This window comes from Acidimicrobiia bacterium (genome assembly GCA_036396535.1).
Taxonomy (GTDB): domain Bacteria; phylum Actinomycetota; class Acidimicrobiia; order Spongiisociales; family UBA5794; genus DASWKR01.
On record DASWKR010000079.1, the window covers coordinates 1 to 23343 of the forward strand.

21 protein-coding genes are annotated in these 23343 nt (G+C 69.1%); 14 read left to right on the forward strand and 7 right to left on the reverse strand.

The window, feature by feature from the left end:
* Positions 1–146: 146 nt before the first annotated feature.
* From VGC47_14090 to VGC47_14110, 5 genes are all read left to right on the forward strand, one after another.
* On the forward strand, positions 147–854 hold the full coding sequence (locus VGC47_14090; protein ID HEX9856438.1) for an LppX_LprAFG lipoprotein: 708 nt from the start codon (positions 147–149) through the stop codon (positions 852–854).
* On the forward strand, positions 847–2364 hold the full coding sequence (locus VGC47_14095) for an MFS transporter (GenBank protein ID HEX9856439.1): 1518 nt from the start codon (positions 847–849) through the stop codon (positions 2362–2364). The genes VGC47_14090 and VGC47_14095 overlap by 8 nt, the downstream gene beginning before the upstream one ends.
* Before the next feature lie 56 nt (positions 2365–2420).
* Positions 2421–3071 carry a hypothetical protein gene (locus tag VGC47_14100; GenBank protein HEX9856440.1) on the forward strand — a complete coding sequence of 217 codons (651 nt, stop codon included), beginning with the start codon at positions 2421–2423 and terminating at the stop codon, positions 3069–3071.
* A gap of 93 nt (positions 3072–3164) precedes the next feature.
* Entirely contained in the window at positions 3165–3626 is a 462-nt protein-coding gene (locus VGC47_14105) for a hypothetical protein (GenBank protein HEX9856441.1), read from the forward strand.
* A gap of 95 nt (positions 3627–3721) precedes the next feature.
* Complete coding sequence (locus VGC47_14110) at positions 3722–5197, forward strand: AMP-binding protein (GenBank protein ID HEX9856442.1); 1476 nt, start codon at positions 3722–3724, stop codon at positions 5195–5197.
* 22 nt (positions 5198–5219) lie between these two features.
* Here VGC47_14110 and VGC47_14115 read toward each other — a convergent pair whose 3' ends face one another.
* From VGC47_14115 to VGC47_14125, 3 genes are read right to left on the reverse strand one after another with little or no spacing between them, the layout of a single operon-like run.
* Positions 5220–5939, reverse strand: a complete 720-nt coding sequence (locus tag VGC47_14115; protein ID HEX9856443.1) for a hypothetical protein — start codon at positions 5937–5939, stop codon at positions 5220–5222.
* Positions 5940–5989: 50 nt separating this feature from the next.
* Positions 5990–6967 carry a beta-ketoacyl-ACP synthase III gene (locus VGC47_14120; protein ID HEX9856444.1) on the reverse strand — a complete coding sequence of 326 codons (978 nt, stop codon included), beginning with the start codon at positions 6965–6967 and terminating at the stop codon, positions 5990–5992.
* 33 nt (positions 6968–7000) lie between these two features.
* Positions 7001–7399, reverse strand: a complete 399-nt coding sequence (locus VGC47_14125; protein HEX9856445.1) for a DUF3054 domain-containing protein — start codon at positions 7397–7399, stop codon at positions 7001–7003.
* 44 nt (positions 7400–7443) lie between these two features.
* Here VGC47_14125 and VGC47_14130 point away from each other — a divergent pair, with 44 nt between their 5' ends.
* Together VGC47_14130 and VGC47_14135 are read left to right on the forward strand one after the other, a co-directional pair.
* Entirely contained in the window at positions 7444–7806 is a 363-nt protein-coding gene (locus VGC47_14130; GenBank protein HEX9856446.1) for a VOC family protein, read from the forward strand.
* A 25-nt stretch (positions 7807–7831) separates the two neighbouring features.
* Positions 7832–8464: an SDR family NAD(P)-dependent oxidoreductase gene (locus VGC47_14135; GenBank protein ID HEX9856447.1), complete on the forward strand. Its 633-nt coding sequence runs from the start codon at positions 7832–7834 to the stop codon at positions 8462–8464.
* Positions 8465–8476: 12 nt separating this feature from the next.
* Here the strand turns inward: VGC47_14135 and VGC47_14140 are convergent, their stop codons facing one another.
* Both VGC47_14140 and VGC47_14145 read right to left on the reverse strand, forming a co-directional pair.
* Positions 8477–10078 carry a long-chain fatty acid--CoA ligase gene (locus VGC47_14140; GenBank protein ID HEX9856448.1) on the reverse strand — a complete coding sequence of 534 codons (1602 nt, stop codon included), beginning with the start codon at positions 10076–10078 and terminating at the stop codon, positions 8477–8479.
* Positions 10079–10220: 142 nt separating this feature from the next.
* Positions 10221–11084: a PAC2 family protein gene (locus VGC47_14145; protein HEX9856449.1), complete on the reverse strand. Its 864-nt coding sequence runs from the start codon at positions 11082–11084 to the stop codon at positions 10221–10223.
* A gap of 95 nt (positions 11085–11179) precedes the next feature.
* Here VGC47_14145 and VGC47_14150 point away from each other — a divergent pair, with 95 nt between their 5' ends.
* Positions 11180–12661, forward strand: a complete 1482-nt coding sequence (locus VGC47_14150; protein ID HEX9856450.1) for a HAMP domain-containing sensor histidine kinase — start codon at positions 11180–11182, stop codon at positions 12659–12661.
* Positions 12658–13035 carry a cupredoxin domain-containing protein gene (locus VGC47_14155; protein ID HEX9856451.1) on the forward strand — a complete coding sequence of 126 codons (378 nt, stop codon included), beginning with the start codon at positions 12658–12660 and terminating at the stop codon, positions 13033–13035. The genes VGC47_14150 and VGC47_14155 overlap by 4 nt, the downstream gene beginning before the upstream one ends.
* Positions 13036–13077: 42 nt before the next feature.
* On the opposite strand, the gene VGC47_14160 is transcribed toward VGC47_14155, so the two are convergent.
* Together VGC47_14160 and VGC47_14165 are read right to left on the reverse strand one after the other, a co-directional pair.
* Positions 13078–13923, reverse strand: a complete 846-nt coding sequence (locus tag VGC47_14160) for an LLM class F420-dependent oxidoreductase (GenBank protein HEX9856452.1) — start codon at positions 13921–13923, stop codon at positions 13078–13080.
* Positions 13924–13997: 74 nt separating this feature from the next.
* A complete protein-coding gene (locus VGC47_14165; protein ID HEX9856453.1) occupies positions 13998–14747 on the reverse strand; it encodes a maleylpyruvate isomerase family mycothiol-dependent enzyme in 750 nt (249 codons plus the stop codon).
* Between the two features lie 108 nt (positions 14748–14855).
* Here VGC47_14165 and VGC47_14170 point away from each other — a divergent pair, with 108 nt between their 5' ends.
* From VGC47_14170 to VGC47_14190, 5 genes are all read left to right on the forward strand, one after another.
* Positions 14856–15974: an iron-containing alcohol dehydrogenase gene (locus VGC47_14170; GenBank protein ID HEX9856454.1), complete on the forward strand. Its 1119-nt coding sequence runs from the start codon at positions 14856–14858 to the stop codon at positions 15972–15974.
* On the forward strand, positions 15947–17104 hold the full coding sequence (locus VGC47_14175; GenBank protein ID HEX9856455.1) for a mandelate racemase/muconate lactonizing enzyme family protein: 1158 nt from the start codon (positions 15947–15949) through the stop codon (positions 17102–17104). The genes VGC47_14170 and VGC47_14175 overlap by 28 nt, the downstream gene beginning before the upstream one ends.
* A gap of 10 nt (positions 17105–17114) precedes the next feature.
* Complete coding sequence (locus tag VGC47_14180) at positions 17115–18389, forward strand: amidohydrolase family protein (GenBank protein HEX9856456.1); 1275 nt, start codon at positions 17115–17117, stop codon at positions 18387–18389.
* A gap of 169 nt (positions 18390–18558) precedes the next feature.
* The gene (locus VGC47_14185) at positions 18559–22209 is read left to right on the forward strand and encodes an amidohydrolase family protein (protein ID HEX9856457.1); all 3651 of its coding nucleotides are present in this window, start codon (positions 18559–18561) and stop codon (positions 22207–22209) included.
* A 14-nt stretch (positions 22210–22223) separates the two neighbouring features.
* Positions 22224–23171: a uracil-DNA glycosylase family protein gene (locus VGC47_14190; protein HEX9856458.1), complete on the forward strand. Its 948-nt coding sequence runs from the start codon at positions 22224–22226 to the stop codon at positions 23169–23171.
* The last annotated feature ends 172 nt before the right edge of the window (positions 23172–23343 follow it).

Here is a 23343-nt window from a genome sequence, read left to right on the forward strand (position 1 = left end):
CCAGCCGTTCAGACCACCAACCACCAGCCGGGGCACGCTCTAGCGATAGGGCTCAACGGCCCAGCGTCCGATAGTGCTCACCTGCCAGCGGCTCCAGACCAGCCTCGCAAACACGAAACCGATCCGCGCCCATTAGCGTTCCAGGCGTGCAACGCCCGGTAGTCCCCGCCCTCGCCCTTGCCCTCGCCGTGGCCGCGGCGTGCGGTGGATCGTCGGGTACGACGATCGCCGGGGACATCGATGCCATCCTGGCGGCGTCGTCCGAGGCGATGGGGAATGTGGACTCCGTGCGGTTCGTGATCGAACGTACGGGAGACGCGGTGTACATCGACGAGAACGGGACCATCGAGTTCCGGGATGCCGAGGGCAGGTTCGTGTCACCGAGCACCGCCGACGCTTCGGTGACCCTCGCGGTAGCCGGCCTCGCGACGAGAGTCGGCGCCGTCGCCATCGACGGCGAGACCTGGCTGTCCAACCCGATCACCGGAGCGTGGGAGCCGGCGCCGGCCGGGTACTCGTTCGACCCGGCGACGCTGTTCGACCCCGAGACCGGGTGGCGCCCGCTCCTCGCCGACGGGTTCACGGATGCCGAGCTGGTCGGCACCGAGGACGTGAGCGGGGTGACCGCATACCGGCTTCGCGGGGTGGCGTCGGGCGATCGGGTGACCTCGATCACGGCCGGTCTCGTGACAGCCGACATGGTCGATGCCGACGTGTGGATCGACACGGGGACCGGCGAGGTCGTCCAAGTGATGTTCGACGTCGCCCTTCCCGAAGGGACCGCCACGTGGCGGCTCGCCTTCTCCGATTACGGCGCCGAGTTCGAGATCGAGCAGCCAGACATCGATGGCTGACGTGCGGGCCCGCCGGGTGCCGCCTCGCGCCGTCCTCGCCGTCGTGGCATTCGGGGTGTTCGTCGCCGCCGACGACCTCACAGTCGTCACGACGATGCTGCGACCGATCATCGCCGACCTCGGGATCCTGCTCCCCGACGGCCTCGATGACGCCGCATGGATCGTCAACGCCTACCTCATCGCCTTCGTGGCCGTCATGCCGCTGGCGGGCCGCCTCAGCGACATCGTCGGGCGCCGCAAGGTCTTCCAAGCGGCGTTCGCTCTCTTCCTCGTCGGGTCGATCATCGTGCCCGCTTCGCACAGCCTCGGACCGTTCCTCTTCGGTCGAGTCCTGACGGCGCTCGGCGGTGGGGCGATGCTGCCGGTGGGTATGGCCATCCTCAGCGACGCCTACCCGGCCGGAGCCAGGGCGAGGGCCCTCGGCGTGCTCGGCGCAGTCGAGACGCTCGGCTGGGTCTGGGGCCCGCTGTACGGGGCGATGATCGTCCGCTTCCTCAACTGGCGATGGCAGTTCTACCTGAACGTCGTGCTCGCCGTGATCGGCATCGCAGTGGCGCATCGGCTGCTCGCCGATCACGATCGGTCGGACCGAGCCGCCAGGATCGACTGGGCCGGGGCGGTGACGCTCACGGTCGCGCTCGTCGCCCTCAATCTCGCCCTCCTCGGCAGTGCCGAGATCCAGAGCGTCACCGGGCTGGAGGAGCTGACAGGCTCGGGTGGGGCGGCGCTGCGTTGGTTCTATCCGGTGGCGGTGCTGGCGGCCATCCTCTTCGCACGCGTCGAGAGAGCGAGTGACGACCCGCTCATCGAATTCGACCTCTTCCGGGGCAGGAACCTCACTGCCGCCGTCGTCGTGAACTTCCTCGTCGGCGCGGCACTCGTCATCGCGATGGTGGACGTGCCTCTGTTCGTGAACGTGGTCGAGCTCGACGTCCGGCGAGCTGCGGTCGTGGCCGGTTGGGTGCTCAGCGCCCTCACGGCCTCCATGGCAGCCGGCTCATACCTCGGCGGACGACTCTCGGAGCGCCTCTGGTATCGGCCGCCGGTCCTGTGGGGACTCGGATTCGGGGCGGCCGGCTTCCTTCTCATGGGAGCGGGTTGGGAGGTCACGACGGCCTACCCGCATATGGCATGGCAATTGGCGCTCCTCGGCCTCGGGCTCGGCCTCGTCGTCGCCCCGACGTCGGCTGCGGTGGTGGATGCGGCCCCGGACCACCGCAGAGGGACGGCGGCGAGCCTCGTCGTCGTGATGCGGCTCATCGGCCTCAGCGTCGGCCTCTCCGGCCTGACCGCCTGGGGGCTCTACCGGTTCAACCAGTTGCGTGACACGATCGACCTGCCGCCACTCGACTCTGCGGGCTACGCGGCAGCCGTTCGAGAGGCCCAGGCGAGCCTGACGACCTCGGCCCTCGCCGAGACCTTCCTCGCCGCGGTGATCGTCCTGGTGGTGGCGTTGGCGGTCGCCTCGAGGATGCGCCGCGTGCCGGCCGCCGACGCGGCAACGCACTAGCCGCCGCTCATTTGGCGTTGCCCGGTACCGTTCCAGCGCCGCCTACGAGGAGCTCCATGAAGACCATCGTCGTTCGCAAGCCAACGCTCGTCGCCGCCGCCCTGGCCGGCGTGGCCGCCGCCGCGCTCGTGGTCGCCCTCGTCGCCGTCATCGGGATGTCGCGTGCCCGTTCGGATGTCGCCGGGCTGCGCGCCGAGGTCGAGCAGCTGCGCGGCGGCGTGGCCCTCTTCACGTCCCAGGCGACCGATCTCCAGGGCAGGCTCGCCGAGCTCGCCCCCGCAGTCGAGGAGGGGCTCGCCCAGGCGGTCGCCGGTCTCGAGGCGTTCGCGGGATCGACGATCGCCTTCGACGTCCCCATCGACGAGAGCGTGCCGATCGAGACCGAGATCGTGCTCGACAGGATCCTGCAGGTACCGATCGAGGCGTCGCTGCCGATCGACCAGACGATCGACACCACTATCACGGTCCAGGGACCGTTCGGCATCGACATCCCACTCGACATCACCGTGCCCATCGTGCTCGACCTCCCCATCGACCTCGACGTTGCGATCCCCGTGAACGAGTCGATCCCCATCGCCGCGGACGTGCCCGTGCGCCTGACCCTCCCGGTGTCCGTCGACGTGTCCGCGACGGAGCTCGGGGGCCTCGCCGACTCGCTGCGGGCCGGGCTGGAGGCCTTCATGACGGCGATCTCGGCCCTCGGCTAGCCGGACGGCGGGCCATTGGAATCGGAGCATCCGCCGGGTAGCCTCCCGACTCAGGTCGACCGTGGTGGCGGCACCCGGAGGGAGCATCAGAGAATGGACAACAGGAACTTCGCGGTGGTTGGTGCCGTCGCGGTCGTGTGGATCGCAGTGGTCTTCACCAGCTTGTTCGCTCCGAAGTTCGTGAGCGGCGCCGACCAGTCCGAGCTGAACGTGGTCGCCATGATCAACTGGCTCTGGGGTGGGCTGGCCACCGCATTCGTCCTGCGAGCCACCGTGTTCTACCCACGCCCGGCCGGAGTGGCGCCCGACAAGGAGTCGTGGCCGTGGATCGGCCTCAGCGTTGCCGGGATCTGGTTCGCCGTCATCGTGGTCAGCGTCGGCGTCCCGACGCTCACGCTCACCTCGCCCGAGGTGATCACGAACAACAACCCGATGACGCTCCCTCTGGCCGCCATCATCGCGCCGATCGTCGGCGTCTCGATCACCCAGTACGTCTGCCAGTTCCTCGTCCAGGGCTTCGCCGCCAGGGCGGGCAAGACGCAGCGCCAGTACTGAGCCGTGCCGGCGCCGATCGCCCTGATCGGACCGTTCCGGCGTCCCGTCGTCGCATCCGTGCGACAGGGGTACGCAAGAACGGATTGGAGCACTCGTTGAGCGGCAACATCCTCGAGGCGCTTCGCGACGGGCACCAGGCGGACCCGGGAGCGCCGTTCCTCACGGTGCCCGGGGGCCGGCGCCTGTCGTACGTCGACGTGGACGACATGGCGGCGCGCTACGCAACGGTCCTGGCGGGGCACGGGGTCGCCCAGGGCGACCGGATCGTCGTCCAGGTGGAGAAGTCGCCCGGGGCGATCGCCCTCTACATGGCGGCGCTCCAGCTCGGAGCGGTGTACGTCCCCCTCAACCCCGGGCACACCGCCGAGGAGGTCGACTACTTCGTGGAGGATGCCGACCCGGTGCTGTTCGTCGGAGCGGAGCCCCGCCGAGGCTTCGCCTCGTTGACGCTCACCACGAACGGGAACGGCTCGCTGGGCGCCGCCGCAGCAGGAGTGGTGCCCCGCCGCGAGATCGCCCCCTGCCGCCCGACGGACGTCGCCTCGCTGGTGTACACGTCCGGGACCACGGGACGCTCGAAGGGCGCCATGTTGACCCACGGGTGCCTGCTGGCGAACGCCACCGGGTTGTACGAAGCGTGGGGATGGCGCACCGACGACGTGCTCCTCCACGCCCTGCCGATCTTCCACGTCCACGGGCTCTTCGTGGCGTTGCACCTGGCGATGCTCGGCGGCTCCGAGGTGATCCTCCTCCCCCGCTTCGACATCGTGGGAGTCCGGGCGGCGCTGACCCGGTCGACGGTGATGATGGGCGTGCCCACCTATTACACACGGCTGCTCGACTCGCACGACTTCGGGGCGGAGGGCTGCCGGACTGTTCGACTCTTCGTCTCCGGGTCTGCCCCGCTCTCGGAGGTGACCCACGCTCAGTTCGCCGGGCGCACGGGGCACAGGATCCTGGAGCGCTACGGGATGTCGGAGGCCGGCATGATCTGCTCGAACCCGCTGGATGGGGAACGGATCGGAGGCACCGTCGGGTACCCGGTCGCCGGGTACGAGGTCCGGGTTCGATCGGGCGACGTCGGCGAGCTCGAGATACGCGGACCGAGCCTCTTCGCCGGCTACTGGAGGAGGCCGGACATGACTGAGGACGCCTTCACGACGGACGGCTGGTTCCGCACGGGTGACCTCGCTTCGATCGCAGAAGACGGGCGCGTCTCTCTCCACGGTCGCGACAGCGACCTCATCATCAGCGGCGGCTACAACGTGTACCCCAAGGAGATCGAGCACGTCCTCGACGACGTTCCCGGCGTCACCGAGTCTGCGGTCGTCGGGATGCCGGATCCGGATCTCGGCGAGCGCGTCTTCGCCTTCGTCGTCGGAGAGGCGTCCGACGACGACCTGCGAGCCGCCGTCTCGAGACGCCTCGCCCGCTACAAGCACCCGGCGGGCTATGCGCGGGTCGCCGAACTGCCCCGCAACGCCATGGGGAAGGTCCAGAAGGCCGAGCTCCGGAACAAGCTCGAAGACGGGCCTCCGACGACCCTTCCGGCCCGATCGATCGACGACTGACGAATCGGTCTGCGGCGAGGCGTCAGTCGGCTCGCAGGCGGACCTTGCCGCAGGCGGTGCAGATGTGCTTGGCGATGCCGTTGGCGATCCGGTGGTCCCAGGTGTGCTCGTGGGCCCCGGCGCGCATCTCGTCGGTGACCTGCACCCTGTCGAGCCCAAACAGGTTCTTATCCCTCGCCTGGTCGAGAGCGAAGAGCCAGGCCCTGCGGGTCGCCCCGGCCGCCACATGCTGGGCTCCACGGGCGACCACCTTGCCCCGGTCACGACCGGCCTTGCTCGGCATCACACGGTTCGCCGACGGTGGTGGGCTCGTCCTGGACCGTCGCGCCGGTGGGGGCGAAGCGGCGGGCGGCGGCACGGCGGCGGTGCCGGCCGTGCCGGCCTCGACAGGCCGCACAGCTTTGGCTGGGTTGCCGGCCTTGCTGGTGGTCGTGCTCTTCTCGACCTTGCGGCGCCTGCGACCCTTCGTCGTGTGCGTGGTTATGATTGCGAGCTGCGAGAAGGCGTCCGGCTCATCGGGCAGGAAGGTGATCGTCTCGCCGTCGGCCGTGAAGCCGAAGGCGCCGTCGCCCGTCGGGACGATCTCGACCGAAGTGAGCGACCAAGAGCCGAGCTCGGCTTCACCGCTTCGCAGTGTCACCCGCCCGTTGGAGACGACGAGCCGGACACGAAGCAGCTCGGCGTCGCCGGGTACCGACACCGACCCGGGGATCGTCACGACCGCAGTGGTGTTCGTGTCCATACAACCACTTTCCGCCATATCTGCTACGGAATGTGGTCGGCTGCCAAGGGTCAAAACTGAAGCGCCGCCGCAGCCCAGTGAAAACCCGCTCCAAAGGCGGTGAGGACCACGAGATCGCCTGCTCGGATGGCGCCCGTGGTGCGTGCCTCCCACAGCGCCAAGGGGACGGAGGCCGAGCCGGTGTTGCCGAAGCGGTCGATGTTGACGTACACCGCATCGTCGGAGGTGCCGAGGCGCTGACCAACCGCGTCGATGATCCTCTTGTTCGCCTGATGGGGGATCACGAGTGAGACGTCGCCGATGGTCCTGCCGATGCGCCCCAGCACCTCGCTCACCACGGCAGACATGTGCGTGACGGCTTGGCGGAACACCTCGCGGCCGTCCATGTCGAGACGCTGGTAGTCGCCCGTCACGAACGCCCGCTCTCCGAACGGGTAGCGGGTCCCTCCGACTTGGAGCGTGAGGATGTCTGCCTTGCTGCCATCGGTCCCGGTGACGACGTCGAGCAGCTCGGCGTCGCCGTCGTCGGCCGTCATGATCACTGCCCCGGCGGCGTCCCCGAAGAGCACACACGTCGCCCGGTCTTCCCACGAGATGAGCCTGGAGATCAGCTCGACACCAACGACGAGCACTCGTTTCGGGGTGAAGGCGATGCGACTCCGTGCCACGTCGAGAGCCTGAACGAACCCGGCGCAGCCGCTACCTGCGAGATCGAATGTCGAGATCTGGCGGCAGCCGAGGCGATCCTGCAGCAACGCCGCCGTGTCGGGCGTGTACCGATCCGGCGTGTCGGTTGCGATGATGATCTCGTCGATGTCGTCGGCGGCGACGCCGGCGTCCTTCATGGCGCCTTCCGCCGCATGTTGCGCCAAGTCGAGGGTCGACTCGTGCTCGGCGGCGAAGCGCCGCTCTCGAATCCCCGTGCGTTGGACGATCCACTCGTCGGTGGTGTCGACCAGCGTCGCCCAGTCCGCGTTCGTCATGACGCGGTCGGGAACGTACCCGCCGAAGCCGGCGATGCGCGTCACTCGTCGCCTCCCTCGTGCCTGCCGCCCGCGAGGCTACCGGCCCGGATGCCGCCGCGTGGGGCGGGCAACCCGTCGTACAAGTGAACGCCAGCCGAGCAGGAACACCGACAGGGTCGCCGTCGTCACGAGGATGAAGGAGGGGCCGGTCCCCTTGCCGAATACGAGTCTCCGCGAGGCCAGCCCGACGATGAGCGTCGCCGCCAGCACGACGACACCGGCGGGTGTCGATGTTGGCGCCCACCGACGCCTGACGAGCACCCACCCGACGCCGAGGCCCGCCAGAAACGGGGCCGCCGTGCTCGCCATCCCCGCCAATCCTGCCTCATCGTGTGTGCTGCGGCCGATGGCGACGAAGCCGACGACGAGGGCGGCGTCGGCAGCCACGGACCAGGCTGCCGGAACCCGCCCCGCCTCGTTGCTCGTCGTGGTCACGGTGGCGAGAGTACCGTTGCGAGGTCGCTTGCGAGGAGGGAGCTGTGGCAGGAGAGATCGTTCACTGGGAGCTGATGGGCCCCGACCCGGCCCGCCTGGCGTCGTTCTACGGCGGGCTCTTCGGCTGGAATGCCCAGGCGGTCCCGGACATGGACAACTACATGCTCGTCGACAAGTCCGAGTCCGGTGTCGGCGGCGCCATCGGGAGCGGCTCGGTCGAGATGCCGAGCTACCAGGCGATCTATGTGAGCGTCGACGACATCGACGCCACCCTGGCGCAGGCCGAGGCGGCGGGCGGCAAGACGTTGATGCCACGCACGGTATTGCCGGACGTCGTCATCTTCGCCCTGTTCCAGGACCCGGCAGGCAACGTCATCGGTCTCGTCGAGCCCGGGATGGCGGACTGACCACTCCGGTCCATTGACGGGGAGGGTGCTGATCGTCGGCGCCAGCCGCGGCATCGGCCTCGAACTGACGCGCCAATACGTAGCAGCCGGCTGGGAGACGCACGCCACGACGCGGACGCCGGCAACGCCGGGCCCGCTCGGCTCGATGCCCGTCACCCTCCATGAGCTGGAGGTGCGTGATCCGAGCCATCTGGCGGCCGTCGTGGCCGACATGAGCGGTGCACCGATCGACGTCCTGCTGCACGTCGCAGGGGTCTACCGAGGGTCGACGAACGACATGCTCGAGATCAACGCAGAGGCGCCGATCAGGGTCGCCGAAGCGCTCGTGGAGAACGTCGCCCTGAGCAATCGCCGCACGATCGCCATTCTCACCTCGCAGCTCGGCGCCCGCCGTGGCCGCACCGGAAGCCTTGGCGGCTACGGGGACTCCAAGGCTGCGCTCAACGACGCCTTTCGGGCCAGGGCGGCGTCCTGGTCGGATCGCGGTGTCGGAGCGGTGGTGATCCATCCCGGATGGGTGCGCACCGACATGGGAGGCCGATCGGCGCCGCTCTCGGCCGCCGAGAGCGCAAGAGGGATCCGTGCGCTGCTCGCAGGCCTGACCCCCGTGATGCACGGCCGCTTCTGGACCTGGGACGGGCGGGAGCATCCCTGGTGAGGCAACGGGCGCCTACCCCATGAGGAGATCGCCGTACTCGTCTCGCACGACCTTCTTGTCGAACTTCCCGGTTGCCGTCTTGGGGATGGCGTCGATGAAGACGACACGGTCGGGGAGCCACCATTTGGCAACTCGGCCCTCGAGCCATGAGAGGAGGTCCGATTCGGACGCACCGCTTCCCGGGCGGAGAACGACGAAAGCGGCAGGCCGCTCCTGCCATCTGGCGTGCTTCAGCCCGACCACCGTCGCCTCGGCGACCGCCTCGTGGGCCATCAGCTCGTTCTCGAGATCGAGTGACGAGATCCACTCGCCGCCCGACTTGATGACGTCCTTGGCCCGGTCCGTTATCCGGACGTACCCGTCGGGGGTGATCTTGCAGACATCCCCCGTGCGCAGCCAACCGTCCTGGAAGGACTCTGCCGACCTCGGGTCGTCGTGGTACTCGGCGGCGATCCATGGCCCGCGGATGAGCAGTTCCCCGAACGCCTCACCGTCGTGAGGTAGCTCCGCCCCCGTCTCGTCGACGATCTTGACCTTCAGGCCGGGAATGGGCCGACCTGCCGTCTCGAGCACGTCGAGCTGGCGCTCCCAGTCCCATTCCTCCATGTGCGGCTTGAGCAGCGCCGTCGCGGCGACTGGATTCGTCTCTGTCATTCCCCACCCCTGTACGACCTTGATGCCGCGTTCCCGCCAATACCAGTCGATCATCGCCCTGGGCACGCCCGACCCGCCGCACAGGAAGGCCCTGATGGACGAGGTGTCGATCTCGGGGTGTTCGACGAGGTGCTGCTGGATGCCGAGCCAGACCGTCGGCACGCCCGCCGAGAAGGTGACGCCTTCTCCCTCGACCAGGGCGAGGAGGCCCGCCGGCGTGAGATCCGGCCCGGGGTATGTGATCTTCGCTCCCATCGGGACCGCCTGGAAGGGGTAGCCCCAGGCGGCCGCGTGGAACATCGGAACGACCGGCATGAGGTTGTCCGCCGACGTCATGGCGAAGTTGGCGAGCCCGCTGATCGTGTGCAGGTAGGTGGAGCGCTGGGTGTACGCCACACCCTTCGGATTGCCGGTGGTGCCCGACGTGTAGCAGAACATCATCGGTGAGCGCTCGTCGAGCTCGGGCCAGGCCCCGTGCGGCTCCGCCTCCGCGATGAGATCCTCGTATGCGATGGCTCCCGGCAGGCCCGAGGCGTCGGATCCCATCACAACGACGTTCTCGACCGTCTCGAGGCGGTCGATGATCGGCGCCACCAGCCCGACGAGGTCGGGATCGACGAACAGGGCCTTGTCCTTGCCATGGTTTGCGATGTAGACGATCTGGTCGGCGAACAGGCGGACGTTGAGCGTGTGGCAGACTCGGCCGGCGTTGGCCGTTGCCCAATACAGCTCGTGATGGCGGCGGTTGTTCCAAGCGAACGTCCCGACCGGCTCGCCGCGCCCGACCCCCAGCGTCCTCGCGATCGCCGTCGCCAGCCTTCTGACCCGATCGTCGGTGGCGCCGTACGTCGTCCTCACGATCGTCCGATCGTGCTCCCTCGAAACAATCTCCTGGCTGGCATACAGGCGGACGCCGTGGTCGTACAGCGTCGACATGAGAAGCGGGAAATCGTCCTGCATGTGCATCGATGACCTCGCGATCCGGGTCTGCCACCACGCAAGGTATCAGCGGCCGGCATGTCGTGCCGGTCGGTGCCACCGCCGGCGCGGGGCGATGTGCTCCCGACGCGCCGGAGGATGCGCGTCGGTCCTGTTTCGACCGCTACGAGCCGTCGTCCCCGAAACCGGGGCCGCTCCCGCTCGTCTGGTCCCTCAAGAAGCGCTCGATCTCGGAGGCGAGCTCCTCACCGGTCGTCCCGTCGCTGCCGTCGACCAGCGTCTCGAGCTGCTCGACCATCGCCTTGGCCTCGCCACGCACCTCGAGGATGGCGTCGAGCTGCTGGATCTGCTCGCTCGCCAGGTCGAGCAGGCCGTCGTGGTCGAGCGCCACGCCGAGGTGGACGCAGACCCTCTCCACGAGGGCCGCCACGGCCGGGTAGTACGTCGTGCCGATGTAGTGAGGGACCCGGGCCCAGAAGCCGGTGGCAGGAATCCCCCGAGCCGTCAGGTACGACTCGACGACATTGGCGGCGGCGGCGGGCACTCTGAGCCGTCCACTCGGCCTGTCGACGTCCTCGACGAGCCTGGCCGAGTCGGACGCCGTCATGATGATCGAGGTCGGCCTGGTGTGCGGCGTCGCCCAGGGAACCCCGCCGAGCGAAACCAGCTCCGTCACTCCGACTTGCTCGCTGAAGGTGGCGACCTCGGCGCCGAGGAGTCGCCAGTTCCAGTTCGGCTCCGTCCCGTAGAGGACGAGGAGGTCGCGGCCATCGGCGGAGCTGCGCGCCAGCGTCAGCTCGGGCCACTCGATGTCGCTCATGACCCCGTCGACGAAGTCGACCGTCGGCCGATTGGCCCGGTAGTCGAAGAGCATGTCCGGATCGAGCGTCCCCAGCGGCCTCCCCTTTTCGGCGAAGAACTCGGCGGTCGCCGTCCCTGCCGACCCGGCGCTCACCCACCCTTCGAAGGCCACCAACAGCACCGGCGAGATCAGGTCACCGTGGTCCTGGAAATCGAACATCGCCATCCTGTCAGGCTACCTGCAGCCCGCCTGGGCGCTCGCAGCGAGGCCGCAGGGGCGCTCAGGAGGGCGCCGCCACGTGCCGATAGCCATGGGCAGCAATGATCGGCCAGCCGACCCCGAACCTCGACAAGCAGCACCCTTCGAGGGTCTGGGCGATCGCCGCCGCCCTCGGCGTGTCGATCGCCCTCGTTGCGGGCTCCGTCGCCTACGAGACGCAGCGAGCCGCCGACCGGCCCGTCGGGGAAGGCGAGCTGTTCGCAGAGGATGGAAGGGCCGCCGAGCGGCTCTACTCGGAGTTGATGGTGGGCGGCGCGGGGTCCGCCGAGGCGCTGCGGCACATGCGAAACCGCATCGCCACCGAGGCGGCCAGTGTCGTCGGTGCGGCGGGCTCGATCATCACGTCCACTTCGTCGACCCTCGTCGGGAACGAGGTCGACAATGCCTTCCTGCGGTATGCATTGGCGACGGGGCGCTTCGGGGCGGTTGCCGCCAGGATCGACGTCGACATCGCCATCGACGGCGTCGTCGAGTGGGACGAGGGCGACGTGCTGTACGCGGTGGTCCAGCCGATGGAAGACGGCGCCCTCCTCCTCCACTACGACATCACGGAGCTGCTGAGCCGGAGGATCAGGGCGCGCGGGATCCGTTCGACGACGCTGATGCTGCTCGGCGTCGCCGGGTTGTCCCTGGCGCTCGCGGCGCTCGCACTCGTCGGGCGCGCCCATGCACTGCGCCGCATCAGGGAGGTGGCGCTCGAAGCGAACCTGCTGCGCCGCCACGCCACGGTGCTCGAAGCGAAGAACGTCGAGCTCGACGAGGCGAGGCGTCATGCCGAAGAGGCACTCGAGCTTGCAGAGGAGAAGAACCGGATTCGCGCCGAGTTCGTCCTCATGATCAACCACGAGCTACGCACGCCGCTGACTGCGGTCGTCACCGGCGCCGACCTCCTGACCCGAGGCAACGACCTCAGCGACGAGGACCGCGACACGCTGCTGAGCTCGATGGTGGCGGAGGGGAGGCGCCTCGAGGACATGATCGGCCAGATGCTCTTCGTGGCGAGGATCGAGAACCGCGGCCTCGACTTCCACACGGACGAGACAGCCCTCACCGACGTGTGGGCCAGGGTCGAGTCCTCCAACCCACGGCTGCAGAGCGACCCGTCGGCGTTCCCCGCCTTCCTGGCGGACGCCAGAGTGCTCACTGATGCCACCACCCTGTCGCGCCTCGTCGGATCGCTCGCCGACAACGCCTTCACTCACGGAGCGAGCGTCGTCGGCGTTCGCTGCGTCGACGCGCTGCCGTTCGAGCCGATGGTCGAGGTCGGCGACCGGAGCAGCGACGCGGTGTACTTCGTGGTCGAGGACGATGGTCCCGGCATCGACCCGGCATTCCTGCCTCGCATCTTCGAGAAGTTCGAGAAGACCGGCTTCAGCCCGGGTACCGGGCTCGGGCTGTACCTCGCCAAGCTGATGGTCGAGGCACTCGGCGCTTCGCTGTCGGTGGCTACGTCGCGGCGCGGCACGTCGATGGCGGTCGGGGTCCCGCGTGTCGTCGCCCGGCATTTGGTGGAGTCACGATGAAGAGGCGGCTCGCCAACGTGGTCGGGGTCTGCCTGATCGTGGCGGCGTGCGGCGGAGGCGTCAGAGCCGGCGCGGTGACAGTCGATCTGCAGGAGTTCAGCATCGACGCCTCAGCGACGGCCCTCATCACCGGGGACGTCGAGCTCGAAGTCGAGAACCACGGTGAGTATCCCCATACGCTTGTGGTGAGTGACTCGGACGGCGCCGTCCTCGCCGCAACCGACGTGCTCCAGCCGTCCGAGACGGCGCGACTGTCCCTCGACCTCGAGCCCGGCGCCTACGAGTTCACGTGCCGCATCGTGGGGACCGACGATGCCGGCCGGGTCGTCGACCACTACCAAGCCGGGATGCACCGCACCGTCTCGAGCGCGTGACGCCCACCGCCTCGACCCGGCTACCGGGCCGAGGACCGCTCGTCAGGTGAGCCGGCGAAGACTCTCGGCCAATGGCTCCAACCTCGCCACAGCGAAGGGCTGGACCATCGAGAAGACCACCACGTCGGCACCGGCGTCACCGTAGGCGGCGGCCTGCTGTGCGGCGCCTCCCGAGTCGAGATCGGACGACCATCTGACGTGCGCCATGATGGTGATGTCGTCGACGTCCCGCCCGACGGCGGCGCAATGGCCGGCGAGCACGTCCAGATACTCGGGAAGGTCGGCAGGCGGGATGAAGTTCACGTCCCACATCGATGCCCACCTCGCCACGGCCCGCAAGGTCCGCCTCTTGCCCTTCCCTCCGATCACGATCGGCGGGTGGGGTCGCTGGATGCTCTTCGGCTCGCAGCGGGCGTCGAGTAACTGGTAGTGCTCGCCGGAGAAGGTCGTCGTCTCGTTGCCGAGGAGCGAGACGATCACCTCGATCCCTTCCTCGAACCGGTCGAGCCTCTCCTTGACGGTGCCCAGCTCGATGCCGTAAGCGCCCGACTCTGCCTCGTGCCAGCCGGCCCCGAGGCCGAGGTTGAAGCGTCCTCCGCTGATGATGTCGAGCGAGGCGGCCATGTTCGCCGTCACCGCCGGGTGGCGGTAATGCATGCCGTGGACCATGCAGCCGATCCGGATGCGCGATGTCACCTGTGCCAGGGCGGCGAGCGTCACCCATGCCTCCATGCATGGCCCGGTGGTCGGCTCGGTGAGTGGGTAGAAGTGGTCGAAGTTCCAGGCCGACTCGAAAACGTCCATGTCGTCCGCAGCGCGCCAGATGTCGAGGTAGTCCGTCCATGCCCCGTGGTGGGGCGGCGTCTTGATGGCGAACCGAAGCGGCATGGCCCTCCTCACGGGAACGGTGTGAGGGACCGTAGTCGCGTGCGAAGCGCCACGACCCGGAGCGGCCGCTGAGCTCAGACGATGGTGAAGCGGCCGGCCAGCAGATCCGCCGGCGGCGCCAGCTCGACCCGGCCGTACGGGAACCCCAGCATGAAGTGCACGGGGTCTTCGACCTCGACCACGTGGTCGGGCGGACCGGCGTGCGGCGGGTCGATGGTGGCGGTGCCGTTCGAGATGACGACCGTCACAGGAGGCTCGCCCGGCATCACGATGCTCCATGTCTCGTCGACACCACCGGCGTCCGGCGCCACACAGCCTGCAAGAACCGTGAGGCCGGCTCGCCAGAACGACGTGACGTCGTCCTGATCGATCTCCATCTCTGCGCCCACCGCCCTGGCGATGTCCCACCCGTGCACGAGCACCTCCCCCATCACTACGGCCAGCCCCGTCGTGGCGGGCACCTGGAGGCCGAAGTGGAACGGATAGAGCCGATCGTCGGGCACCTGCGGGATACGGTCGACGATGGCGGCCAGCCTCGCCTCGATCTCGTCGGCCACCGCCGGAAGGCCGCCCTCGACCTCCGCGATCCCGGCGTCGTTCAACTCGACGAGGTGGCTCGGGTCGAAGGCCCTCCTGGCGTCACCGGTCATGCGCCTGAACACGGAGACGAGGTGAGCACCGGTGTCGGCAACGGTCCAGTCGAGTCCGGGGACGAGAGTCCCTGAACGATCGAGCGGAATGCCCCGCAGCAAGTCGACGAGCCGTCGGGTGGCGGCGTCGAAGCGCTTCAGCAAGGCGTCGCGCCGTCCGGGAGTCATCGCCATCGACGCGACCTTAGGTGGGTCCCGAACCTACCTCGCCGAACCCGACGGCGGCGCCACGCCCCGAGCGGCGCCACCGGTGAGGACCGGCGGCGGTACCATCGCCCCGCCGTGTCATCCGAGACGACCTCCCTCGCCGTCGACCACCTGATCCAGCTCGTAGGTGGGGTCGACCCGGCCGGGACGGTGATCGTGACCGACCGGGGAGTGGCGGCCTCCGGCTCGGCGAGCACGGTCGCCGACCTCTTCGACCCGCCACCGCCCATCGTGTCGATCGCCGGCGGCGAACCGACCGTCGAGTCCGTCGACGCCGCCGCGACTGCTTTGCACGGAATCTCGCCGAAGCTGGTGATCGCCGTCGGAGGAGGCTCGGTCATCGACACGTCGAAAGTGGCGACCGCCCTGTCCGGCAAGGAGCTCTCCTCGGCAGATGTGCTCGAGGGCCGCCGCGTCCCGGAGCGGGACATGCAGCTCGTCGCCGTCCCGACCACGGCGGGGTCGGGCGCCGAAGTGACCAGGACCGCCGTGCTCAGCCAGAGCGGCAGGAAGACTTGGGCGTGGGGTGACCCGCTCAGACCGAACGGCGCCTGCCTCATCCCGGCCGTCACCGCGGGCTGTCCCGCCCCTCTGACGCTGGCGTCCGGCCTCGACGCCATCGTTCATGCGATCGAAGCCGGCTCGTCCTGCCGGGCCGATCACACCGACGACCGAGCCCGGGAGGCCTTCCGTCGCGGGTTCGCCGCCATCCGAGACGTGATGTCCCGGCCCGAGGGTCTCGACGGAAGGGCCGAGATGCAGCAGGCCGCCTGCCTGGCAGGCAGGGCCATCGACGCCCACGGGACCGGCGCCGCCCACGCCGTCGGCCACGCCCTCTCGACCGTGCACGGGATTCCGCACGGGTTCGCAGTCGGCTTGTCGCTTGCGGCGACCCTCGAATGGAGCATCGCAGGCGCGGCGGATCGCTATTCGGAGCTCGCCGGCGCCGTCGGCCTCGCAGTGCCGGACCTGCCGTCCGCAATCGGCGCGCTGCTCGGCGAGCTGCGTTTCGTGGAGCTGGCGGCACCGTTCATGCCGGCCGCCATCGACGCTGCCGAGCTCGCCACGGTGCTCGGTGCGCCCGAGAACGCTCCGATGCGAGCCAACAACGCCCGCCCCATCGAAGAGGCCGATCACCGCCCCGTGGCGGACATGACGGCTCGGGCGTGGGACTCGTTGCGCGCCGCCTCGTGACCATCGTCCGCATCGACGTCTCGCAGCACGACCTGCCCCTCGATCCCCCATTCCCTGCCGCCTGGGACCCTCGTCCCCGCGAGACGTTCTCGGTCACGATCGTCCGAGTCACGGACGACACGGGAGCGCAGGGTTTCGGCTCCGGTGGACCCATGCGTGACCTCACCGACTTCGCAGGGCTGTTCCTGGGTCGAGACCCCCTCGACCTGCCGCGACATCACGAGGTGGTCGCCAATGCCTCCTTCCACGCAGGGCGCATGTGGCCCCTCGAGGTGGCGCTCTGGGACCTGGCCGGGAAGCTGCGAGGCGTCCCGCTGTGGCAGATGGTCGGCGGCCGGAGCGAGCGGGTGGCGGCGTACGCCTCGACGGGCGTCCACCGCCAACCGGCAGCCGCCGTCGAGACGGCGCTCGAGGTCAGGGGCCGCGGCTTCCCCGCCATGAAGCTGCGCCTCGGCAGGCCCCGTCTGGAAGACGACCTCGATGTCGTCGCCGCTGTATGCGATGCGGTTGCCGGGGATATGAAGGTACTCGTCGACTGCAACCAGGCATGGCGGATGCCGTGGGACACGGCGAGGCCCTGGACCGTGGAGCACGCCATCGACGTGGCGCAGCGTCTCGCCGATCTCGGCGTGTACTGGATGGAGGAGCCGCTCCATCGTGGCGACGTCGCAGGGATGAGGCGACTGCGCGAAAGCGCAGGGCTGCTGATCGCCGGCGGTGAGATGACGAGGGAGATCCACGAGCTCGAGGCGCTCCTGGCCAACGGGTGCCTCGACGTGTTCCAACCGGACGCGACGCTCACCGGCGGCGTCGAAGGTCTTCGAAGGCTCGCCGCCGGGGTCGAGGCGGCGGGTTGCGCCTTCACACCGCACACCTGGGGCGACGGGCTGGCCGTCATGGCGAACCTGCACCTCGCGGCGGGCGCCTCCTCGCCCCCGTTCGTGGAGTACCCGCTCGACCCTCCGGAGTGGTCCCTCGACCGGAGGGACTTCGTGCTCGTCGCACCGATCGAGGTCGACGCCGAGGCCTGGATCACGATGCCGGACGCCCCAGGGCTCGGCGTCGATCTCGACGAGGAACGGCTCGAGGCCACCCTGGTCTCACACGTGGCGTTCACCCGGGACACCTAGGCTGCCGTCGATGCGCCTACCCGCCTTCCTCGCCGACCCCGCCTCGGGTAGCGGGACGTTCGCATTCACCGGCGCCAGGGTCTTCTCCGGGGGCGGCCCCGTCACCGACGACGCAACGGTCGTCGTCGAGAACGGCAGGATCGCCTCGGTCGGGCGGCGGGACGACGGCATCCCCGACGGTGCTCGCACGATCGAGCTCTCGGGGAAGCTCCTCATGCCGGGGATCATCGACGCCCACGCCCACCTGTCGATGCTGGAACACACACCACGCGGCCCGCACCCCGACAAGGGCGAGGAGCCGGTGCGGCCCGGCGTGGTCGGTCACCTCGTCGGAGCGACGCTGCGGCGCGCCGTGCGCATGGGAATCACCACGATCCGGGACGTGGGAGCGTACGGCGACGTTCTCCTCGAGCTGCGCCAAGGGATGCGCTACGGCGCATTCGTCGGCCCGCGGCTGCTGGTCTGCGGCCGCATCGTCTCGCCGACGGCGCCGGGGGGCCGGTTCTTCCCGGGCATGTACCGAGAAGCTGACGGCGCCGACGAGATGCGCAAGGCGGTTCGGGAGCAGATCAGGGCGGGCGCCGACTTCGTCAAGATCATGAGCACGGGGGCGAGGTCGGTCGAGCTCGAGAACCCGCACCCTTCGCAATGCACCCGCGAGGAGATGGCTGCCTTCGTCGACGAGGCCCACAGGCAGGGATACCGGGCGGCAGCGCACTGCGAGGGCCTCGGCGGAACCGAGCTGGCGGTCCTCGCCGGGGCGGACACGATCGAGCACGGCTTCTACCTCAACCAGCGGCCCGACCTCCTCGAGGAGTTGGCGGGGCGCCGAGGCGTGCTCATCCCGACGCTTTCCTTCCTCCACGACGTGGCCGAGCAGGGAGTGTGGACCGACATGCTCGAAGAGCAGGGCCGCTACAACGTGGAGCAGGCGGACATGACGTTGCGTGCCGCTCGCGACGTCGGCGTGCTCCTGGCGATGGGCTACGACTCGCCGGAGTCCGACCTCGCCGCCAACGAGATCGTCAGGATGGTCGAGCACGGCCTCACCAACGAGGAAGCCCTCGTCGCCGCGACGCACGGGAGCGCTACCGCGCTCGGCATCGACGCCGAGGTGGGCACGATCGAACCAGGCAAGCTCGCCGATTTGGTCGTCGTCGACGGCGACCCCCTGTCGGAGCCGGGAGTCCTCCTCGACGAGGCGAACATCTGGCTCGTCATGCGGAACGGCTCGCCCGCAGCCGGCGCGGCGCTCGACTCGCGGCTGGCGACATCCGAGGCGTAGACCGACGCCCCTCCGAGCGCCTCGCCAGGGCGGGACGCCGTCATGTGCGCCGCCCGTCCGATAGCGTTCGACGTGTCGTTCGCCGAGTCGCGACGACGTATCTCCGTCGTTCGTGCGCGATCGTGACGGTGTCTGCGATGCCGGAGCCCACCGGCGGGAGGTCTGTCTGATGGTGACCAGCCAACCAACGGATCGGTACGTGCTCGAAGGACGGCTCGTCACGATGGGCCCCGACGGTGTGATCGACGACGGTGCGGTGTACGTCGATGGCGGGGTCATCGAAGCCGTGCTCCCGGCGGGGGCGCCGATACCCGACCAGAAGTACGCAGGGGCGGCCAGGATCCGGACCGGCGACACCCTCTACCCCGGATTGATCGAGCTGCACAACCACCTGTCGTACAACGCCATGCCGCTCTGGGACGTGCCGCAGCGATACACGAACAACGGTCAGTGGCGGGGCACCGAGGGCTACACGCGGGAGATCACGAAGCCGACCCAGGTCCTCGGCCAGACCGAGGGCGTCGTCCAGGCCCTCGTCCGCTACGTCGAGTGCCGGGCGCTCTTCGGCGGCGTCACGACGTCGCAAGGCATCACCCTCGCCCAAGCCGGCGGGATCACCAAATACTTCAGGGGGCTCGTTCGCAACGTCGAGCAGCCCCTCGATCCTCGCCTCCCTTCGGCGGGCACCAACATCGCCAACCCGGACGTCGGCGGGGCAGCCGGCTACCTGTCGACGAAGCTCGGCAAGAACACCTGCTATCTGCAGCACCTCTCAGAAGGACGAGACGACACGGCGCGTGGCTGGTTCCTGAGGCTCCGGATCGACGGGGACGACTGGGCGGTGAGCGACGTGCTGTGCGCCATCCACGGCGCCGCCCTCCGCGAGGAGGACTTCGACGTGCTCTCAGAACGCGGAGCCTCGATGGTCTGGTCGCCGCTGAGCAACTATCTGCTGTACGGCGAGACCGCCGACATCGTGGCGGCCAAGAAGGCGGGCATCCGGATCTCGCTGGGATCCGACTGGTCGCCGAGCGGCTCGAAGAACCTGCTCGGGGAGCTCAAGGTCGCCTCGCTGGTGAGCCGGGAACGAGAGGACGTCTTCACTCCTGAGGAGCTGGTGGCAATGGTCACCGTGAACCCGGCAGCGTCAGTCAAGTGGGACGGGCTCCTCGGCAGCATCGAGCAGGGAAAGCTCGCAGACGTCGTCGCCGTCAACGGGCGCGACGGCGACCCCTACCAGCACCTCATCGACGCCCGGGAGACGTCGATCACGCTGGTGGTCATCGGCGGCACGCCGCGCCTCGGCCAGAAGAGCCTCATGGAGAGGTTCTGGGACGATCCCATCGACGAGGTACCGAGCACCGAGAGCTTCCAAGTCGACCGGTCGTCACGCCGGCTGTACCTCGACTCGCCGGACGAGGACCTTCTCGACGGGCTCACGCTGACCGCCGCCGTGGCCCGTCTGAGCGATGCGATGGCCGACCTGCCACGGCTCGCAGTCGAGGTCGACCAGGCGGTGGCGCTCGCCGGCGCCGGGCCGGGGTCGTTCGCCGGCGGGATGGCGGACTCCGCCGGGGACGTCTGGCGGGTCGTCCCGGACTTCGAGGAGGAGGATTTCCGGCTCGCCGTCGAGGCGGCCGCCCGCGGCGAGGTTTTCTTCGGGGCGGAGCCCTACTCGTTCTGGGTGACCGAGCCCATGAGCCTCGAACCGATCGCGGCAGCCGGCGACCACGGCCACTTCGAGCAACTCGCGGCAGCTCGCAACTTGCCGGAGTTCATCAAGGAGGGCCTGCCCGCCCGCTACGGGGAGCGAATCGCTCTCCCGGACTCGGCGCGCTTCCTCGAGACCGCCGGCGAGCCCGTCGCCGACCAGGTCCTGGCGACGACCCAGCCGCTGACCGTCCTGCTCAGATCGTTCGGCGAGCTCTCGCTCGCCGACCGAAAGCGCATCGTCGACCAAGCGCTCGTCTTGCTCACCGAGAACTACGTGCACTTGCCGCTGAAGCGGTCGATGCACGCCGTCGACCCTGCGCAACGCCTGCGGCTTCTCCGCCACCGGCTCGACGACACCGCCGAAGCCGACATGGCCCCGGAGATCGAGTTCCACGCCGAGGTGATGGACATCTTCAACTCGTTGCGCGATCTGCACACCGGGTACCGACTCCCCCGCCCGTTCGGGACCAAGGTCGCCTGGCTACCCTTCCTCGTCGAGGAGATCGCCGATCGCGGCAAGCGCCGCTACATCGTCACCAAGTGGACCGCCGGTGCATGGCCCGACCCCGCCATGAGCGGTGCCGAGCTGACCCACTGGAACGGAATGCCCATCGAGCACGCCGTTGCCCGCAACGCCGATAACCAGGCGGGGAGCAACCCCGACGCTCGCCACGCCAGAGGGCTCAACGCGTTGACCATCCGCCCGCTCGCCAGGACCCTGCCCCCGGACGAGGACTGGGTGACGATTCGCTGGCTCGGACCGGGCGGCGCCGCCCACGACCACACCGAGGAGTGGCTCGTGTTCGAGCCGGGGACCTCGTCGATCGTGGGGGCGGGCGACGACAGGAAGGAAGCGAGCGCCCTCGGCATCGACGATCAGACCGACGCCGTCCAAGAGGGGCGCAAGATCCTCTACGCGCCGGCGGTGGCCGCGGCCGAGGAGGCTTCCCGGCGCCAGCACGTCGCCAACCCGATACGGGATGCCGTAGCCGACCTCGCCTCGCACATGCCGGGCGTCTTCAGGGCGCTGCGGGTTGGCGCCTCGAACGGTGCGGCTCCGGACGCCGAGTACGGCTACGTGCGGATCTTCACGTTCAACGTTCCGGACGCCGACTCGTTCGTCGCCGAGTTCGTCCGGCTCGTCGAGCAGCTTCCGCAGGAGGGCCTCGTCATCGACGTCAGGGGCAACGGAGGAGGCCTGATCTACGCCGCCGAGCAGCTCCTCGAGGTTCTGACACCCGGCCCGATCGAGAGGGAGCGCGCCCAGTTCATCACCAGCCCGTTGAACCTGGCGATCTGCCGTAACCACAGGCGGTCGACCCGCTTCCCCGGGTTGGATCTCGAGCCGTGGATCGCATCGCTCGAGCAGTCGGTCGAGACGGGAGCGACCTACTCCCTCGGGTACCCGATCACGCCCGACGACGCCGTGAACAAGCTCGGCCAGCGGTACTTCGGACCCGTCGTGCTCGTGACGGATCCGCTGTGCTACAGCGCCACGGACATGTTCGCCGCCGGCTTCCAGGACCACGGCATCGGTCCCGTCATCGGTGTCGGGGGCCGCACCGGCGCCGGCGGTGCCAACGTCTGGTCACACGGGCTGCTCAGCGCGCTGCTGGAACCGGACAACGAAGAGGTCGGGGCGTCTCCCTACGAGCCATTGCCCGGGGGCGCCGACATGAGGGTGGCCATCAGACGTACGACGCGCGTCGGAGCGAGGGCCGGCGACATCCTCGAGGACCTCGGCGTCGTGCCGGACGTGGTGTACCGGATGACACGCCGGGACGTGACGAGCCACAACGAGGATCTCATCGACTGCGCCATCGGGCTGCTGGTGAACCGGACGCCGCGATCGGTGAGGGTCTCCGACGTGAGCAGGCATCGCGACCGTCCACCGACCGTGACGATCAAGACGAGGAACGTGACGAGAGTCGACGTCGAGGTGAACGGGCGGCGGATGGCGAGCCGCGACGTCATCCGCAACACGCTGCGGGTCGAGCTCGGAGACGTGCTCGGCCCGAAGGCCACCGGCCTCGCCACGCTCCTGCTGCTCGGCTACGCCGGGGACGCTCTGGTGGCGAGGTGCCGCGAACAGATCGCACTCACGTGAGAGGGGCATGACACTTGGCCACATCATTCGACCACCTCATCGACGCCGGCTTCACAGGCTCGACCGCGACGCAGCTTGCGGAAGCAAACCCGGCGGCACTGCGAGGCGTTTCGGCGGGCGACGCCGACAAGCTGGCCGCGGCGTTCGGGATCTCACGGGTCGATCAACTCGCAGGCAACCGGTACTTCCACGCGGCGGCGGCGATCACGGCAGCTGCCACGGGCCGTCCCGGGCACGATCCCGGCCCGCCACCCGATTGGGAAGACCGGTTCCTGGCCGCGCCGCTGGCAGCGTACGAAGCGAGGCCCGACCTGTTCAGGATCGACTTCGGGCCTGTCTACTACCGGGGTCGTCTCGACGGGACGGCCCGGCTCCTCGTCGTCGGACAGGATCCGTCGGTGAACGAGCTGCTGGCGCACCGCAACTTCGTCGGGCAGTCCGGACAACGATTGCAGGGATTCTTCGCCAAGCTCGGCATCACCCGCTCGTACCTCATGCTCAACACATTCCTGTTCAGCATCTTCGGGCAGTTCGGGGGCGACAACGCCGCCATGTCGGCGCATGGACCGGTCCTCGACTACCGCAACGTCCTCTTCGATGCCGCAGCCGGCTCGAATCCGCTGCACGCCATCGTCACCGTCGGCTCCGGAGCGAGGGACGCCGTCGACCGCTGGCCCGGGGCGGCGGGGGTTCCGCGGGTCCACATCCTCCACCCGGCCTTTCCAAACGTCACATCACTGCTCACCGACTGGAACGGAGCACTGGCGTCGCTGGGTGTCCTCGTCGACCCAGACGATGACGGCACGGTCGGGGTGCCATACGGCGCCGCCTTCGTACCCGGCGACATCGCCGGCATCCCGCGTCGCGACCTCCCGTTCGGCCTGCCCGCTTGGCACGGTATGGGCGACCATGCCGTGCGCAGCGGCGACGACGTGATCGAGTGGCACAGCTCGACGGTGTGAAGCCCGGGGCGACGCCCGGCCGCTCTCCGTGCCGACCAACGTTGCTCCGCCCCCGGAGTCAGCTCTCGTCGTCGAGCGACGCCGCCAAGCGAGCCGGGGCGACGATTCGATACGCCTCCTCGACGAGGTCCTCGACGTCAGCCCAGTCGACCGGCCCGTCGACGTAGACCCC